Here is a 20,262-nt window from a genome sequence, read left to right on the forward strand (position 1 = left end):
AACTATCAGCCATCAACAAAAGTGGTTTGCATTGCCGCTAACTTTTCATTTTTTGATAATTTGTCTTTATTCACTAACAACCCTTTTTCATTCAATACGTTTATTATGATTTCTAAACAGGCTTCTGGGCTTTGTTTATCTGTATTTAAATAAATATCTGGGTTCTTAGGTGGCTCATAAATTGAATCAATGCCTGTAAAATTTGTAATTTGGCCTTGTCTTGCTTTTACATATAAACCTTTAGGATCTCGTTGTTCGCATACTGACAATGACGCATCAACGTGAATTTCAATAAAATGATCATTTAAAAACAATTCACGCACTAATTGTCTTTCGCTATGAAACGGTGAAATAAAAGCCGATATCACCATCAAACCCGAATCACTTAATAATTTGGCAACCTCCCCTGCTCTTCTAATATTTTCAATTCTATCCGATTCTGAAAACCCTAGATCTTTATTTAATCCGTGTCTTAAATTATCGCCATCTAATAACGAACAATGATAATCACAATGATACAAATATTGCTCTAGCAAATTAGCAATGGTGGATTTTCCAGAACCGCTAAGTCCTGTAAACCAAATGACACAGGGAATTTGCTGTTTTTGAGTGGCTCGGTCTTGTTTTGTGATATTCATTGGGTGCCATGTAATATTATCAGACATGCTCACTTCCTTTTGTTAGATGGCTAATAATTAATTCTATTTTATTGATCCAACCTTTCATCAATAATTCAATGGTTTGTGCATTATACATATTATTTCTGTATTTTAAATTAAACACAAATTGACCATTCTCGATGGTAATGGCGATATAAATAGGATTAGGCAATTCTGATAACTCTGGATCCAACGCTCGCCCAGTACTTTCTTGAGTGGGTGTCATCAAGTGATAAGGCAAATGCATGTTAGTTGGTTGTGGATTTGACATTAATGCACTTGGTATATAGTTAATTTTAAATTCGGCGCTGGCTAAATTTTGAAATTGATCTCTAATAATTGGATTATCATTTAAATACTTTACGGCATTAAAACCCACTCCCGCATGGGGAATATTATGCAGTTGTTTAGCCATTGATAACACTTGGTCAACGATATTATCATTTTGATTAATATCTAACAGTACAGGCATATTTTCAGCAAAATGTCCGATGGTTCTAGAAGCATCGGTTCCTGGCACGATATTACCTCGACCACTAACCACTAATTCAAAATAAGCAGTATTGGACTGAGTTAATTCACTGATTATTTGAGAAAACCCAGAAAATATAATCACATCTTCACCTAATTCAACTTCAGTTAAGTGATTGAGTAAATATTCGCTTAATGGTTTAGCCAGCTTAATTTCATAGTTTAATTCAGTGCCATATAAGGTTTTATCCCCTGAGGTATTTTTTTTATATCCGTCAGTGTCATCCATTAAAGTGTTAATGTTATGCCAAGAGCGAGACAACCAATAATCACTTTCGGCTTTAACATTAAGCGGGTTATTTGCATATTGATGCAGCGCATAACCCCATTCATTCACCGAACTGGTTTTAGCAGGCGCGTCATATTTCATACCTGCTACCAAAGATAGATAACGAAAGGTTAATTCACTGACAAATAACGGGACACTGTACCCATCCATAAGCGCATGGTGAATAATAATTAACAGCCTTGAAGGTGTGCTTTCACCAAAATCAAATAACACAAACTTAAACAGTTTTTTTGATAAATTAAGCTTAAAATGATAACTGTCCGATAGCTGTTCAACCTGCTGAATTCGTTTGGTTTCATCATCAAAATAAGATAAATCTACGCGACTTAATAAGTTTGAATGATCAATTGCGCCTTTTTTTTCAGTCACGCGATCGTTTTCATCAACAAAAAATTGATGCGTTAACCCAACATGTTCGTTAAGTATTTGTTGTAACGCTTGCTTTAAATATTCAAAATTTGGCTCTATCACCTTTAAAATACCAGACATATTCCAATGATGTTTAAACGGCCCTTTAAATAACATCTGTCTGTTAGGTAAACTAAACACAGTATCATTTAAATTAAGTTGTTCATTATTAACAGGTTTGTGAACTCTATGTTTAGATAAACAATCAAGCTGCTTAATGGTTGGATTTTGCAAAATGTCCTGTACGACAAAATCAAAACCCAACGTACGCAACTGAGAAATTAAGCCAATTAACAAAATGGAATTGCCACCTAATTTATAAAAATCATCATTGACGCTAATTTTTTCAACATTTAATAGCACTTGCCAAATCTGACACAGTTGTTGTTCAAATTCGCTAGACGGCGCAACATAGTCATTGTTCATGTCCTGCTCTATAACAGGTTCAATCAAGTCTTTACGGCTAACTTTTCCATTTGGGCTCAAGGGTAACGAGTCTAAAAACACGTAAGTATAAGGCACCATATATTCAGGTAACGTGCGTTTAATATACTCATTAATTAACTGAGTAAGCTCGCCTTGAGATTGATTATTTAATTGATTAGCAACAGCTACGGCATAACAAATTAGATTTTGCTTCGATTTAGAAAGCATAACTGCTGCTTGTTTAATTGCATCGTGATTAATAATCAATGATTCAATTTCACCTAATTCTATTCGAAAACCACGTAATTTAATTTGCTGGTCCATTCTGCCAATGTATTCAATATTTTCTAATTGATTGGTTTGTGGGTTTGCAATCCATTTTGTAATATCGCCTGTTTTATAAAGTCTTGCTGGTAAACCAATATTTTGTTGAGCTTTATTTAAACTAACATGCACAAATGCATCACTTGTTAATTCAGAATTATTTAAATACCCTCTGGCTAGCCCATCTCCTGCAATATATAACTCACCACTTACACCATTTGGGACAGGCATTAAATGTTTGTCTAATATAAACAATTTTGTATTATCAATAGGACGCCCAATTGGAATCACTTTGTGCTCTATTGCTCTTGTGTATTCCCAATAACTGACATCAATGGACGCTTCAGTTGGCCCATAAAGATTAATTAAACGAGTAAATGGATTAGCATCCATAAACGCATCAGCAGTTGATTTCGATAATGCCTCACCACTGCAAAAAACATATTTTAGCGAAGCGATGTCTTGCCAGTTTATTAACGACAACGTGCTTGTCAGCATCGATGGTACAAAATGCAACACACTTATATTTTTTGAATGAATGATATTTTCTAAATAGTTTGGATCTTTATGTCCATTAGGGATTGCCATAACAAGTTTGGCGCCAATCATCAGTGGCCATAAAAACTCCCAAACAGATACATCAAAATTAAACGGTGTTTTTTGTAAAATACTATCTTGGTCTGTAATTGGATATTGAGATTGCATCCAACTGATTCGATTCATTAAACCTAAGTGAGTCGATTCAACCCCTTTAGGCTGTCCTGTACTTCCTGATGTATAAATCACATAAGCTAAGTTTTGTTGTGATAAACCAATAGCTTGTGTTGAAATATTGTTTTTTGAGTATTTTTTTAATATTGCTGGATCATCTAAACAATAACGATCTATATTTTCTAAACTTAATAATTGAGTGCCTAACTCACAAAGAGTGACAATACTATTTAGCTTTGAGTTTTCAGCCATGTATTGAATGCGCTCTATCGGTAAGTCAGGATCTAACGGTAAATACGCACATCCCGCTTTTTGAATGGCTAAAATAGCAACCACCATCTCAATGGATCGAGTCGCATAAATACCAATAATGTCCTCAAGTGACGCACCGTGATCTATTAACAAATGCGCTAATTGATTTGAGCGAATATTCAGTTGTTCATAACTAATTGATTCAGTTTCAAATTCAACGGCAATACTATGAGGTTGAGTTAAAACATTTTTCTCAAATAACTCATGGACACATAAACTGTGCTCTCTTTTATACTCTGTTTGATTCCATTGAATTAAGTCGCTTTTTTCTGCATCGGTTAAAATACAATGCTCAACAAGCTTTGTAGTGGGTTCCGTTATTAATGAAAATAAAAGTGACTCAAATCGATTAACTATACTGCTAATAGTTTCGCTATTGAAACATTCACTTGCATACAGCCAATTAAGTTTAATTTCATTATTTGTATAATCAATATTAAGATGTAAATCGGTATAGGGATACAATTTTTCCAAAGCATCATATTGGTTTAGCGTTTTATTATTAATAGAAAGCATGATGCTAAACGGATCAGTTGTGACTAATTTAAAGCGTTTGGTCACTGCCTTTAAAATACTGGTAAAAGGCAACAAATCATGGAATGACGCTTCTTTAATTTGATTAAGCTGACTATCAAATAAATCAAAAACATGATGATCAACATTAATATCGCTGTTAAACAGCTGTATATATTCAACCCCCTTTGCTTTTGCTGGCATGGCAAAAACACTTGAGTTTTGTTGTTCGCCTATTTCGTTTTGGTGTCGGTTTAACAACAATGAAAAACACGACTGTAGAATTAAGTCTAACTCTATTTTATTTTCAACAGAAAATTGCATTAATAGGTTTGATATAGCCTGATCCATAACCTGACTGTATTTAACTTTTAAATGCAAAGCGCTTAAATCTTGATTCACTTTTTTATAAAAAAGATTAGATTGTGAACTTGACGATAACTTTTTTTCCCAATACTCAAAAGACTGGGAATGTTTATCCATTAGCTCATCAATATTCTGTGCATCTGAAATATTATTTAATTCACTCATTATATGTTCTCTTCTTGAATAACATTAAATGTTTGAGTATCCACATCATTAATTACCAATGCTTGTAGGTAATCAGTTAATGATTTTAATAATGAATTCATTTGGGCAGGACTGTAATAATTCTCGCTGTACTTCCAACGAATATGTAATTGAGAGTCACTAATATGACAGAAACATCCAAATATTTCGTCTCGTTCATTTTCAGGGCTAACCCAAGGAATAATAGCATCATCAATATATTTTAATTCACTTAACAACCTTGATGCTTGTGAATCATAAGTAGGCACAACCCCAGCATAATTTAACAATACATTTGGTCTGGGTAGATTTTTAATTTGTTCAGTAATGCTTTGATCATGATGAAAATATCGCAATAATTCATAACTGAACCCTTTATGGGATGTGTTTTGAATTTGATTGTGCACAAACCTCAATCCGTCTTTTAAATTGTTTGGTTGTGAATCAGTTACGTTTTTTGCCTCTAAAACAAATACTCTATTAGTTGATAACCACCCAATAGTTGAAGACAGGTCAATACTTGAGCTGTCTGATTGCCTACCTGAATCCAATACTTTTAATGCAAGATACTTCGAATCTGCAAAGGTAGTTAATACATTGCTTAAAGCTGACATTAAAATATCAACCATTGGTATCTTTAAGTGTTGAGAAAGTTGCAATAATTTTTCGGTTGATTCAACACTTAATACCTTATCTAGATTTTGCATTGAGGCTTCATCGTTTGCTTTTTGTTTAGTTAAAGCAAAACGCGCCACTTGATCCCAAGGTAAATTTGACCAGTATTCAATTTCTTGTTGAGCATCCAACTGATTTGTAAAATCAATAAAGTAATTTACATTATCGTACATGGTTGCGGTTTTTTGAGGGGTTGTATAAGCCTGCCCCATCACTAATGATTGATAGCATTTTTGCCAATCTTCAAAAAATATATTAATCGAATAACCATCAACAATTAAATGATGCAGCATTATTTTTACGATAAATCCTTGATCGTCTCCGCAGTTAAAAATAAATATCTTTAACAATGGCGCAACGCCTAAATTTAAATCAGAGCGACTTTTTTCAAAATGCTTGTGAATTAAGTTTTGCTGGTTTGTTTGCGTTTCTGCCGAATAGTCTATTTGCTCTATGGCAATATTTAAATCCTTAGGATTAACTAAAAATTGATGCCACTTATTTTGTTTAAATTCAAATTTTGCCCTAAGCGCATCGTGATGATTAGCCATAATTAACAACGATTTTTCTAACAATTCAATATTAAGTGCAGATTTAAACTCAGTAACCACACCAATATTTGCAATATTTGGATTCACTTTAATATATTCAAAAAACAAGTGTTGCGCGGCACTTAATGGCACCTCACCGATTAAACGATCTTCAATGATATGATCTCTATTGGCATTTGTTTTATGATCAATAGCACTGGCAAGCTCTGCAAAATTTGAATATTCAAACAACATTTGTGGCGGGCAATTCAACCCCATTTCAGTGGCGTTACGTACAAAAACCAACGTACTTAATGAATCACCGCCTAATGCAAAAAAGTTATCTAAAAGACTGACTTTTTTAATATTTAATAATTTCTCACAAATAGCGCATAACGTTTTTTGTGTGTCTGATTCTGGCACAACATAATTAAGCGGTTGTTGGTTTTTAATCACAGTACTCAAAAATGCTCTATCTACTTTTTTATTAGGCAACAATGCAATCTCATCAACAATCATAAATCCAGATGGAATCATATAATTTGGCAAGGCATTTGAAAGATATGAATTTAAAACACTGTTGACTGTCTGTTTATTTATTGTTTTTTTATTTAAAGTTGATCCTGTAATTACAACACATGCAAATAAAGACTTGTCGCCATTGTTTAGGATTGAGTCAATCACTACGGCTTCACTGATTGATTCATGTGTTAATAAAACACTTTCAATTTCACCAAGCTCTACCCGATAGCCTCGAATTTTAATTTGATTATCGATACGGCCTAAATATTCAATCGTGCCATCTTGTAATGCGCTATATCTAACTAAATCACCGGTTGCATACAGTTTTGATGAATAATCTTTTGTAAATGGATGAGTTATAAATTTTTCATGGGTTAATGAATCTTGGCCTAAATAACCTCGTGTGACACCGTCACCTGCAATATACAACTGCCCCGCCACACCCATTGGTGTGTGTCTTAGATGTTTATCTAAGATATACATCTGTGTATTTGCGATGGGTTTGCCTATTAATACGGAGGTTTCAATTTTCTGGACACTTGACCATACAGCAGTTTCAGTGGGGCCAAACATATTCCATAGTTCAACACATGACTGCGATAATAGATTATTTTTTAACTCCACACTTAACGCTTCACCGCCGCATAACACTTTTATTGGCAAACTAGGTGTCCAATCATTTTGCATCAACATCTTCCATGTGGATGGGGTTGCTTGCATGATATTGACTTGATATTTATTGATGAGGGTTTCTAGTCGTACTGGATCTTTTACGTCTTGCTGTGATGCAATAATAACTTGAGCACCTGTTAATAATGGTAAAAACAACTCAAGAGTATGAATATCAAATGACACTGAAGTCACCGCAAGTAATGTATCTTTACAGGTTAAACCTGGTTTATGTTGCATTGAATGTAAAAAATTATTTAAATTTTGATGCTCAACCATTACTCCTTTTGGTAAGCCTGTGGAACCTGATGTATAAATCACATAGGCTAAATCTTTAGCCGTTAATCCATTTTTATGACCCAACAAATTAGTGATAGGCATTTGTGAAATACTAAGGCGTTGTTTTTCATTATCTAAGTTCACGACATGATTCACAGCAATATCCTGTAAAACCGATTGATTTGAAATCAAATAACGTAAAGCTGAGTCATTAACCATATGCTCAAGTCTTGCTTTTGGATATTCAGGATCAAGCGGCACATATGCCCCGCCTGCTTTGTGAATAGCAAGTAAGCTTACTAATAAATCTAATGATCGTTCAACACAACAACCCACAAGTGTGCCAACGCTGACACCCATTGTTTTTAAATAATGCGCCAGTTGGTTTGATTTTTCGTTTAACTGTTTGTAGCTTAATTGATTATTATTAAAACAAACGGCAATGGAATCAGGAAATTGTGCAGCCTGTTGTTCAAATATTTCATGAAAACACTGATCTTTTGGATAGTTAAAATCAGTATGGTTCCACTTTTCTAATGTGTTTTGATCATTGCTTGATGTCAGTGATAATTCGCTAAGCAATTTAATATCAACATTCCAAAAACTATCTAAAATTGTATTTAAATCTTTTAATAACTTAAGCACGATTTTTTCGTTATAGCAGTCACGCTTATATGCCAATTCAAAATGCAACTGATCGCCAGGGGTCACCATTAACGTTAAACCATAATTGGTCTCTTCTGAGTTTTGAATGTCTTCAATTTCAAAACCACAACCTAACGATGCATTATTTGCTAACTCATTAATTGGGTAATTTTCAAATATTACCAGTGAATCAAACAGCGCAGTATTATTACCAAGGGGGCTTTTTTCTTGAATTTTAGATAATGGAATATACCCATGCTCAGATCTTGCAATACTGTTTTTATGTAGATTTTGTAAAAACTCACCAATATTATCGCTCTGGTTAAAATCAACCACCACTGGCAACGTATTAATAAATAAACCCACCATTTGTTCGACACCAATTAAATCAGCAGGTCTCCCTGATATGGTCTCACCAAATATGACTGTATTTTCGCCACTGTATCTGTGTAACAAATACGACCATGCACCTTGCACAATAGTACTTAATGTCACTTGATGAAATTGCGTAATGTTTAATAAATTTTTAGTTTGGGTGGTATCTAATGTTAACGGTTGTTTACCGTATTGATTTTTAAAGCTCTTTTTATTTGCAATAACCGCTTTTGATTCAGTTGAACCAATAGAGCAATTTAACTCAGTGATCGATGACACCATTGCTAACTCATTAACCCAAAACTCTTGCGATAAATTACTGTCTTGATTTTGAATCCATGCAATGTAATTTTCATAAGGTTTCACCTCATAAAGATCTGAGCATTCATTGTTATTAATGGATTGATACAAACTTAACACTTCTTTAAATACAATTGGCATCGACCAACCATCAGACAATGCATGATGATTTGTCCAGATTAATTTATATTGATCCGCTGCGAATTTAGAAATAGTAATGCGCATTAGTGGCGTAGTTGTAATATCAAAACCTAATGCTTTGTCTTCATCTAAAAATTGATTAAATCGAACCGGTTGTTCTGTTTGATTTAAATCTGAAAAATCGTTTTGGTTAAACGGCAAAATCACATTTTTTAATACTAATTGCAATGCGTTATCATTAACAAATACAGTTCTAAAACAAGCATGTCGCTTAAGTACTTGCATCCATGCAGTTTGCATAGCGCTGATATTTAGCTGTCCTTTTAACCCAATACTTAACTGAGTGACATACGCGGATCGATCCAAACTACTGTGAAACAATAAACCTTGCTGCATACCTGTTGCTGGATATAAATTCTCAATATTTGGGTATTGTGAATGCAGTTGATCTAATAAGGGTTGATCAATCAATGCCAGTGGAAAATCACTTGGTGTAAACCCTAACGGCTCGTTATTTTGACAATGACGAATAATTTGCACAATAGATGATTTGAAACTGTCAATTAATTTCAACATCGTTTGTTTAGAATATGCTGCACGGTTATACGTTAACGAAAACTTAAGACTGCCAGCACTGACATAACCATTAAAGGCTAATGGATGATTTCTTTGTCTGTTTTCACTTTGCTCTGCACCTGTGCTTTCAGTTGCTAATGTAAATGTTTCACTTTTGGATAATACCTGATCAAACTGTCCTAAATAATTAAACAGAATTTCAGATTGTGTTGCGTTATTTGTACTAATCGATTCAGCATAAGTATTTAAGGCGCTAAATCCAATGCCATTATTGGGTATGGTTCTAATATTTTGTTTAATTGATTTAATGATGTTGCCAATATTATTAACATCATCAGCTGGGTCTAGTTTCATTAAAAATGGATAAACCGTTGTAAACCAACCCACTGTTTCACCTAAATTTAGTTCCTGGTTTAAGTCTTCTCGACCATGGCCTTCTAAGTCAATTCTAAAAACTGAATCACCACTGGTTTGATTCAGCGCGAGATATAAAGCCGATAACAAAAGATCACTGATATTGGTTTGATAACTTTTCGATGTATTGTTCAGTAATAATTGCGTATCCACTTCATTTAGCTGTATATCAATTTCATTATATTCTGCAACTGAATCTATTATTTTGTTCGATGGTTTTAAACTAGAAACTGTGGCTTGTATAATATTTTCCCAGTATTTTTTCTCATTTTGTAGAAAATCGCTATTCGCTACCTCTTGTAAATATTCAGCCCATTGTTGGTATGACGAAGTTTTGGGTAACAACGCAACGTCTTGATTATGGGTTAGCTGTTCAAAGATCGTCGAAAAATCTTGTAATAAAATACGCCAAGACACACCATCAACCACCAGATGATGCATAGTTAGTAACAATCTTCTGTTTTCACCGTCAAATAATACCGCACGAAATAAGTCCGCAGAGTGTATATTTAAACTGGATTTTTCTTGTATGGATAGCGTTTCAATTTTGCTTAGCCATTCTTGTTTTTCTAGTCCTGATAAATCGTATTGTTTTACAACCCGTTGTGTCATTTGTGTTGTAAGTTCATTATAGGTTGCGTTTAAGCCACCTCTGTTTTCAGAAAACGACAATCTAAGGGTGTCATGTCTTTTATATATTTCAATGATTGTTTGATTCAATATTTGTATTGAAAAATCATCAGGAATTTCTAATAACAACGACTGGTTGTAATAATGTTTATCAGTTTGCTCGTCATTAATAAATTCATATTGTATAGGCAATAAAATTTGCTCACCCTCAGTGGGTATTTGAGGCGCCTCTACTTTTGATTCTGTATTAACAACAGTGGCTAATTTTTTAATAGTTTGGCATTCAAATATTTGGCGAACAGTAATAAACAAACCCGCTTTTGTTGCTCTGGCGACTAATTGAATTGAAAGAATGGAATCTCCACCAATAGAGAAAAAATTATCATCAATGCCTATTTTTTCTATTTGAAGCAAACCCTGCCAAATATCACAAAGTGTTTTTTCTATATCTGTTTGTGGCGCTTTGTATTCATTTGTTGTGGAATTATTAAACTCGGGCTCAGGTAATTTATTTCTGTCCAGTTTACCATTGGCCGTTGTGGGAAAATTCTCAAGCATCATAATCGCACTAGGGTTCATATAATCTGACAGCTGATTACTTAAATACTGTTTAAGTGCTGCCTGTATATTATTGTCACTTGAATTTGAAGCTTTAACATAAGCAACTAATTGCTTAGGTTCACCCACAGCGACAACAACCGCTTCACTTATTCCAGAAAAATTCAAAATGGTGGATTCGATCTCACTTAACTCAACCCTATAACCTCTTATTTTAATTTGATTATCGATACGTCCTACAAACTCAATCACCTTTTTACCGTTATTAGACACCCATTTAACAAGGTCCCCGGTTTTATACATGTTTGATTGATTATTAGAAAATGGATTATTTACAAATTTTTCAAGTGTTAATTCTTTTTGATCCAGATACCCTTTGGCAACCGCAGGTCCGCCAACATACAACTCACCGATCACTCCTGTTGGACATAACTTTTTATGCTCGTCCAGTACATATAATTCACAATGAGGCGCTGCAATACCAATGGGCACCTTACCCATATCAGATGGTTTGCATTCGTAATAAGTACTCCATACGGTCGCCTCAGTTGGACCGTACTCATTAATTAACCGTGCTTGATGCCAGCCATCATTTTTGAAATGATTGTTAACTAATTCTGTTGAGCATTCTTCACCTGCGACCAAAACCATTTGTAAAGATTTTGGTGCTTCAATGTTAGCTTGAATTAAATTTAAATAAACACTGGGTAAAGTTAAAAAATGACTGATATTTTGTTTAATTAAAATGGCTTGAAACTCATTAGGATCTATCCCATTTTTAGTTTCAATTAATGTTAATTGTCCGCCGGTTGCTAACGTCCAAAAAATACCAACAACAGAGCTATCAAACGAAAACGATGACAACAACGCAAAACTTGTTGGATTATTAGCATAAGCAGATGTTCTTGCATGAGTTGAATATGATAAATTTTGATGAGATACCGCCACACCTTTTGGTTTACCCGTTGAGCCTGATGTATAGATAATATAAGCCAAGTCGGATTCGTTTAAGTCTACTTCAGAAGTATTTAAATTCTCAGTTGAATACCCGCCTAAAAAAGCATCCCAAAAATCTTCATCTAAAGGTAAGACTTTAAGCTCTTCAATTGAAAGCTCAGACATTAACTCTGCTTCAGTTAATATTATTTCAATTTTTGAATCATCTAAAATATGATCGATTCGATTCTCTGGGTAGCTTGGGTCAATCGGTACATACGCAGCCCCTGATTTTAAAATACCCACTATGCCAATAATCATTTCAACTGAGCGCTCAATACAAATACCTACTAAAGTATTAGGTACAACCTCTTGTTCAAGTAAGTATCGAGCCACTTGATTGGCCTTTTCATTTAGCTCTTGGTAACTTATTTTTTCATTATTAAAACAAACGGCAATATCATTTGGATGTTTAACTGCTTGTTTTTCAATATCGTGATGTATAAATTTTGTGGGACGTTGAACATTTACTTTTGGCTGTCCATCTAATAATGCTTGTGCGTGAGTTTGATCTGATAATAATTCATATTCACAAATATTTAATTCTGGATTGATTATTAATTGATTTAATAATGCTTCAAAGTTATTAGATAATTCGACAATACTGTTTTGTTTAAACAACGAAGTGGCGTATTCCCAATCTAAGGTTAAGCCTAAATATTCTCCATCTTTTGTGTTTTCATGCACATCTAAACTAATATCATGCAATGCGACACTATGAGACTGCTGTACGTTTTTAAAGGTTAAATCATTAAGATTGATTGAGCCTTTATCATTATTTTGCAATGCTAATTTAATTTGAAATAACGGTGAAATACTTAAATTTCTGTTTGTTTGTAATTGCTCAACTAATTTATCAAAAGGCAGTTGTTGATACTCATAAGCACATAATAGATTTTTTTTCGTATTTTTTAATAATGCATCAAACGTTAAAGTTTTAGATACATCTGTGCGTACAACTATGGAATTTACAAAAAAACCAATTAAACCGGTTAGCTCAGATTGATCTCTGTTACCAACTGGTGTGCCGATCACTATATCGGTTTCATTTGAATAACGTGAAAGCAACAATGAAAATGCAGCATTTATGAGCATGTACAGGGTGACATTTTTTTGCTTGGCTAATAAATTTAACCTGTGTTGAGTCTGTGCACTTATTTCATGGTAATGATGCTTGCCCGTGAAATCTTGATTTTTAGGTCTTGGAAAATCTAAAGGAAAATTATGCACTTCGGGTATATTTTCTAAATTTTGTTTCCAATAATCCATATGATTGGTTAACACATCACCTTTCATCCAATTTCTTTGCCATGCCGCATAATCTGAATATTGAATAGTTAACTCAGGTAAGGCATCTGTTTTATTTTGGATATAAGCTTGATAAATAGTATTAAGTTCATTAATTAACACATGCTGCGACCAACCGTCTACTGCAATATGATGCATAGCTAACACTAAGGTATAAGCATTAGCTTGTGTTTTAATTAGATTCACTCGCAGCATAAAATCGCAAGCCAGATCAAACACTTGATTGGTTTGGTTTAAAATCAAATCTTCAATATTGTTAGTCGCTGTATTTGAATCTAATAATGAATAATCGTGAAACTGTATTTTAAAATGTTCATTGTCTAATAATTGTACTTTAGGCTCGATCGAGGTACTTGAATCAAATACAGTGCGTAAAACATGATGCCTTTGCACTATGGATTTAAATGTATAATTTAATGCATCAACATTAAGATCCCCTTTGATCTCATATATCCGACAAATATTATATTGATTACTGCTGCCTGCTATTTTGTCGGTTAACCATAATCGTTGTTGAGCAAATGAAAGTTGATTTTGTGGCTGTGCACTTTTTTGCGTCGATATATTTAATGTTTCGTTAATAGGTGCTGCTGACTCAATTTTTAAAGCAAGGTCTTTTAAATTTTCACTTTCGAATAAATCCGTTAATGTTAGATCGCAACCTAGCGCTTTACGGATACTTGCAACTAAATTTGATGCAAGTAATGAGTGTCCACCTAAACTTAAAAAATTATCATTAAGCCCAACTTGCTTTACATCCAACTCATCTTGCCAAAGTTGACATAATTGCTTTTCGATGTTGGTGATTGGCGCTTCATACTCAATTTTTGGTGCTGTATTTTTTAGTTTGGAATATAAATAATCGATTTTATCTTCGATATATTCTTGCTGTATTAATGATCGTTGAATCTTACCACTTGAGGTACGCTTAAGTGTGCCCGCTTTTATAAACACAACGTCATGAGGCATTATGTCAAAGGACTCAAACAAAGCTAACACTATCGATTGACTTGATTTGTCAAAATCTATTTTTTTCAAAACATGACGATGCACTTCTTGAATAATGGTAGTTTCACCATTTAGTTCAAATGCAGCACAACCTTCAAGGGCGAATCCTTCACTTGATTTACTTGCAATTAATTCAAAATCTTGAGGATAGTAATTTTTACCCGCAACAATCATGACGTCCTTTATTCGACCAGATATATATAATTGATCATCAAAGAAAAAACCTAAATCTCCTGTACGCATATATTTATGCGTATCCCCAATTAATGTTAAACCAAACGTCTCATCGGTTTTATTTTGATCATTCCAATATCCTTTTGTAACGCTAGGTCCTGCAAACCAAATTTCACCAATTTGGCCGTCGTTAAGTTTTTGTTTGGTTTGAGGATTAACAATTTTAATACTATGTTGTTTGGCTGCTTGACCACAGGCGACTAAATTAGAACTGTTGATTTTGTTATTTGAAAGTATGGCTGTCTTATTTTGTAATGATTCTTTTTCAAAAGCATTAACAATGATATTTTCACAAGCATTACCACCTGAAATAAATAACGTGGCCTCAGCCATGCCATAACAAGGATAAAGCGCGGATGATTTAAACCCGACTTTTGCAAATATATTTGAAAATTCATTTAACGTGACATCATTAATGGGTTCCGCCCCATTAAACGCCATTTTCCATGAAGATAAATCAATATTCGTTAATTGTTTTTCAGTTATTTTATTTACACAATGGTTATAGGCAAAGTTAGGTCCACCACATGCAGTCGCTTTATATTGAGTGATGGCTTCAAACCAGACAATTGGTAATTTCATAAAATGAGCCGATGACATCAACACAGAATGAGCACCTGTATACACAGGTAATAACAAAGTATTTATTATCCCCATGTCATGAAATAAAGGCAACCAATTACAAAACACATCGTCTTGGCTGCACTGACTCGCAGTTTGTATAGCATGAATATTTGCAATGATATTTTGATGGCTAACCATCACGCCTTTTGGGTTTCCAGTAGAGCCTGATGTGTATTGTAAAAAAGCAGTGTCCTGTTCATTTATTATTATTTCATCATTTGATAATAATTCACTGTTGTTATTTACACTTAATTCAGAAAATCCTTTGATCAAAATATTATCTAAAATGCCACTGATTTTTTCTTTTTGATGATCAGTTGTAATTGCAATTAACGCCGTGCAGTCTTGTATGACAGCATCGACTCTGCCTGAGTGTTTTTTACTAACGGGTGGAAATAAAGGAACCGCAATCACCCCTGCGTATAAACATCCTAAAAAAGTTTGTACGTATTCCAGACCCTGGGGTAATAAAATAACAACACGATCATTGCTGTCCCGTTGTTTTTTTAAGTTACTTGCAATGTTCAATGCACTTAAATGTAGGTCTTTAAAGGTGATATGACTGTGAGTGCCATTTTCTTCTATAAAGGTGAAGGCCGTTTTATTTGCTGCGGTAACTGCGTGGCCTGATATCACTTGCTTGATGTTGTTCATTCAACCTTCCCTATTCATTGACATTTAAATTTTTCTAATTTGTTTTTGGATCAAGTGTTAACACTCGTTTACCTTTAAGTGCATGAGCAGGTATGCCCATTTTTTCACAAGCATTTAGCAATTTATTTGATTCCACTATTTGCATGGAATTTTCATCGTACACAATGCCCATAAAATATTTGTAACAAACCTCTAAACCTAGGGCATAGATAAATACTTGACTGGCATTAAACGCTGAAACCATAGGCAACGCTTGTTCAAAATCTGATCCATTTAATCGACGAGATTGTTTAATATTTTTTGGCACTTTTTTAGTGTGAAGCGCACCGTAAATCCAAGTATAAGGCGCACCGACACATTCCATTCCGATGGCAAGTACATCTATATCAGGATAAATTGCCGCGAGATGTTCATACAATCTTGGATCAGGATTAGAAGAGTCAGCACCAAAAAAGCATTTACGACCAAACGCTTCAATATACCAAGCGGTTTTTGATCGAATATTAAGATCCCCATGCTCCCCTAAAAATGGCATGCTTACAATTTGCCCATTAGCGAATGGAATTTCTTCTAAGTCGTCGACTTCACTGACATTAAAACCCAGCTGTCTTAGTAATAAAGAAATAGACGGGTCAACAATGCTTCCACCGTTATTTCTTGGCACTAATACTTTTTTAACTTTGTATCGAAGCTGTAATAAAGTTTCGATACACACGTGATCCATATGTGTGTGTGTCAACAATATGTAATCTATTTGTGCAGGCAAATCACTAAAGCCAATCATTTCTTCAGGATCATTGTCATTTTTACAAGCAATCACAGGGTCAATCATTATCGAGACATCGGGTGTTTCAATTAAAAAACCAGCATGTCCTGTATAACTTAACCTTAATCCAGATGTAACAGGGATATATTTGGTTTCAGGTTTTTCTGTAGTAAATAAATCTTTATACGTTAAACCCCCGGACATATTTAAATGCGTAAAACATTGTTCGATGGTTTGAGTTGAAATCGGTATTTCACGAGATTTGAATATTGTGTCTACAATTTGTGAGGTGAAATTTTCATTTATATGCAAATGATTATCATCAGGCAGTCTAGGCGTACTTAATACAAATGGCCTTTCCCCTACTTTTGATAACACCCCAAACGCTAAACTTTGAAGATTGGGTTTATAAAATTTACTTTTATATAACAACGATTCTATAAAACGATATCCCGCTCGGTGTTCCATATCCATAAATATTTCAACGTAACCTTTTAACATCTCAGGTACTTTTGCGTATAAATATTCAATGGACTCACCACTGGTATGACTAAAAACAAGTTCGTCCATGTCTTTAATGGCGTCGGACAGTTGAATTAAATCATCACAGGTTGAGGCTTGTTCGTTTACCAACGCTTTAATATCGTCAACTTGTTCTTCTTTGCAGTTTAAAAATTCGCCACCTGCAAGTACCGCTTCTTTTGAAGCCATGATATGTAATTTATAGTTATTAATAAAAGACAACATGACACGTCTGTGTGTATTGACCACATGCCTTGCAGCAGAGGCAGGCGGCATTAAATACGGCCATGCATACCAATGATTAAATAATGGTTCAAAATACACATCTTCTTTCAAATACATCATTTGGTTAGACATCAATTAAATTCCTGTAGGTATTCTCTTTTATTTCCATTGGTATTGCTTACCAATTAAATCGAATAATTGTTTATTGTATGGGCGATAAAATTCAGAAAGTAAGGCGTTAGTTTCAGCTTGCGCAGGACTTACTTTTAATGGATTTTCATTGGCTATTTTTTGATATTCTTGAATATCAAAATCAGGCAAATCTAAGAAGGTTTGAATTTCTTTTAATACGGGTTTTCTATTTTTAAAATAATCGGCGATATCCAGTACCAACACATTATCTTTGCCAAATTTATCCATCCATAATTTAACCGCTTGATAATAAATTCCGGTTTGCATAACAGGAAACCCACAGACAGTTTGCATCGGCACGCTTGGAAACAATGAAATTGATTGTTTAATGTAATCGTCAAAATTATTAAAGCTAGGGTTATTAATGTAATCTTTACCCGTTAAAAACGCTTCCCACTTCCACTGAGAAAACGCTCTATCAATTGGATCTCGCAGTGTAATTACAATTTTTGAATTTGGATTTAGATCGTATAATTTATTAATCAGCTGTATATCATGTAATGCTGGTTCCAAATATCCGCAACTGACTTTTGAATCTAATTTAGCCTCAAGTGCTTGTTTTTGTTTTATAGTTGGAAAATACGACTGCCATTGTTTAGCATTTAAAGAATCGATCTCCTTTGCTAACGGCGACATGATATTTGGGTGCATCAATAAATGACTCACTAAGTCACTTGACCCACTTTTAATTGGGCCTGTCATAACATAGTTAGGCACGATTCTTTTTTTGGAGATAAGTTTTCTAAGCATTACCCTCCATTTTGGTACCCCACCAAAATAATACGATAAAAATTGATACTCAAAAAACAATGAGGCAATCTTGGGAATATTTAGAAAAATATTTTTATCAGAATGGGCAATATTTCGAAACTCTGTGATTATTTCAAAAGATCTGAATATTTTTTTTGTTTTCATTTTAGTTGTCATACATTCATCTTTTAGTTGACTAATTTAGCTATGAGTTTCTTGAGAGATCACTTTACCGTTTTCCATTCGAATGATTTTGTCTGCCAAATGAAAGTATCGATCGTCATGACTGATCACAATTAATAATTTATTTTTTTCCTTTAAACTTGGCAATATTTGATGGTAGAACACCTCTTTAAATTCTGGATCTTGATCAGCGGCCCATTCATCAAACACATAAATATCGCGCTCTTCTAAATATGCAACTAGCAAGGCTAAGCGTTTTTTCTGGCCAGCTGAAAGTGACGTACTTGAAAATTGGCCATTTTTAATTTTCACTTTACCCTCTAAACCTAACTCTTTAATTTTATCGCCAGCTTTTGCATCTAACTCTTGTTCATTCATACCAAACAAACGAGTAAATAAGTAAAAATCGGCGTAAATGGCTGAGACGTTTTGACGTGCCATTTCTCTGTTTTCATCGGTTATTTTGACATTATTAAACAGAAGATTTCCTTCATTGGGTAAATAATGCAAAGACAGTATTTTTCCTAAAGTGGTTTTACCTGATCCATTTCCGCCGACTAAAAAAGTAATTTCACCGCGTTTTATGGATAGATCAAATGGACCCACATTAAAGCTTGTGTCTTCGTCTTCTTGTTGAGGGTATGAAAAAGAAACATTCTCTAAATTTATTTCATCACAAGCAACAGGTTCAGTACTTTGTGAAGCTGGCTCAACAGGCATCTCATTTATTAACTGGCTTAATTTTTTAGCAGCAATAGAGGCTTGCATAACAGGGCCTACTGAGCGAATCAACGTTGATATTGGACCCATGATATAAAACATCACCATGACCACGCCAACTAAGGCGGTGGGTGTCAAAGAATAATAAGTCCCCATAACAAAGGTCACCGCACCAATAGAGAAAAAACTCACCATATTTCCGTAAGTCATACCAAATATAAGTGTCGTCATTCCTCGTTTTTGCGTTTCTCTGAATTCTTCTTCGTGTGCATCTAAATCCATATTGTAATAAGATTTACGACGTTCGATATTTAATTTTAATTCTTTTGCACCATAAATAAGACCACGGGTTCCCTCTTGTAATCCGTCAAGGGTTTCACGCGATTGAGTTAAATCTTCTTGCGCAAAATAAAGGGGTATACGATAAGTAATGGCACCAAAAATAATCACACCCAATATAAACAGTAATACATTTACATTTAAATAAACAAGAAAACTTAATAGACCAATTAATGTGGTAGTGGCAACAATCAAGTCAGGAAAAATAGATGCGCCCTCTACAATTTTAGGTACATCATTATCTAAACTTGTGATTAAACGTGAAGGGCCAATGCGATCTAAATCTTGAATAGGCAATTGTGATACACGTTTATACATGTCTTTGCGTAAATCTATTGAAGCATCAATGGCTACTCTTGCAAGAATAGCTTCTGATGTTGCTCTGCAAATTAAAATAAAGATACAGACTAAAAAGAATGCAAGGGCGAATTTTGGTGTAAAGATTTCAAATTTTCCAAATAATAAATACGGCCATACAAATTCAGATGTCATTAACACTGACAGTGCCGGTTTTAATGAAGTTAAAATTAGCGGCATGATCACCGCAAAACCAAAACCTGCGATACACCCAAGCAATAATCCAAAAAATACTTTATTGGGTGCGTTTTTACTGAGTAAACCAAATAGACCTAATGGTTTTACTGTTTTTTTATTGTTCATATTAAACACTCTTTCTTTAATTTTTATATTAAATTTATTGTAAAG

At 34.1% G+C, this 20,262-nt stretch carries 6 protein-coding genes; all 6 read right to left on the reverse strand.

Annotated features, from left to right (window positions below):
* Nucleotides 1-5 precede the first annotated feature (5 nt).
* From cysC to TYM08_RS17660, 6 genes are read right to left on the reverse strand one after another with little or no spacing between them, the layout of a single operon-like run.
* Nucleotides 6-665, reverse strand: a complete 660-nt coding sequence (gene cysC / locus TYM08_RS17635; RefSeq protein ID WP_422380464.1) for an adenylyl-sulfate kinase — start codon at nucleotides 663-665, stop codon at nucleotides 6-8.
* A complete protein-coding gene (locus TYM08_RS17640; RefSeq protein WP_422380465.1) occupies nucleotides 658-4,704 on the reverse strand; it encodes an amino acid adenylation domain-containing protein in 4,047 nt (1,348 codons plus the stop codon). Before TYM08_RS17640 ends, cysC begins: the two co-directional genes overlap by 8 nt.
* The gene (locus tag TYM08_RS17645; protein WP_422380466.1) at nucleotides 4,704-15,860 is read right to left on the reverse strand and encodes an amino acid adenylation domain-containing protein; all 11,157 of its coding nucleotides are present in this window, start codon (nucleotides 15,858-15,860) and stop codon (nucleotides 4,704-4,706) included. The genes TYM08_RS17640 and TYM08_RS17645 overlap by 1 nt, the downstream gene beginning before the upstream one ends.
* 34 nt (nucleotides 15,861-15,894) lie before the next feature.
* Nucleotides 15,895-17,505, reverse strand: a complete 1,611-nt coding sequence (locus TYM08_RS17650; RefSeq protein ID WP_422380467.1) for an MBL fold metallo-hydrolase — start codon at nucleotides 17,503-17,505, stop codon at nucleotides 15,895-15,897.
* Nucleotides 17,506-17,532: 27 nt separating this feature from the next.
* Nucleotides 17,533-18,492 carry a sulfotransferase domain-containing protein gene (locus TYM08_RS17655; protein ID WP_422380468.1) on the reverse strand — a complete coding sequence of 320 codons (960 nt, stop codon included), beginning with the start codon at nucleotides 18,490-18,492 and terminating at the stop codon, nucleotides 17,533-17,535.
* A gap of 24 nt (nucleotides 18,493-18,516) precedes the next feature.
* Nucleotides 18,517-20,217: a cyclic peptide export ABC transporter gene (locus TYM08_RS17660; RefSeq protein ID WP_422380469.1), complete on the reverse strand. Its 1,701-nt coding sequence runs from the start codon at nucleotides 20,215-20,217 to the stop codon at nucleotides 18,517-18,519.
* Nucleotides 20,218-20,262: the final 45 nt, after the last annotated feature.

The organism is Marinicellulosiphila megalodicopiae (genome assembly GCF_045862395.1).
GTDB classification, from domain to species: Bacteria; Pseudomonadota; Gammaproteobacteria; order Pseudomonadales; family Natronospirillaceae; genus Marinicellulosiphila; species Marinicellulosiphila megalodicopiae.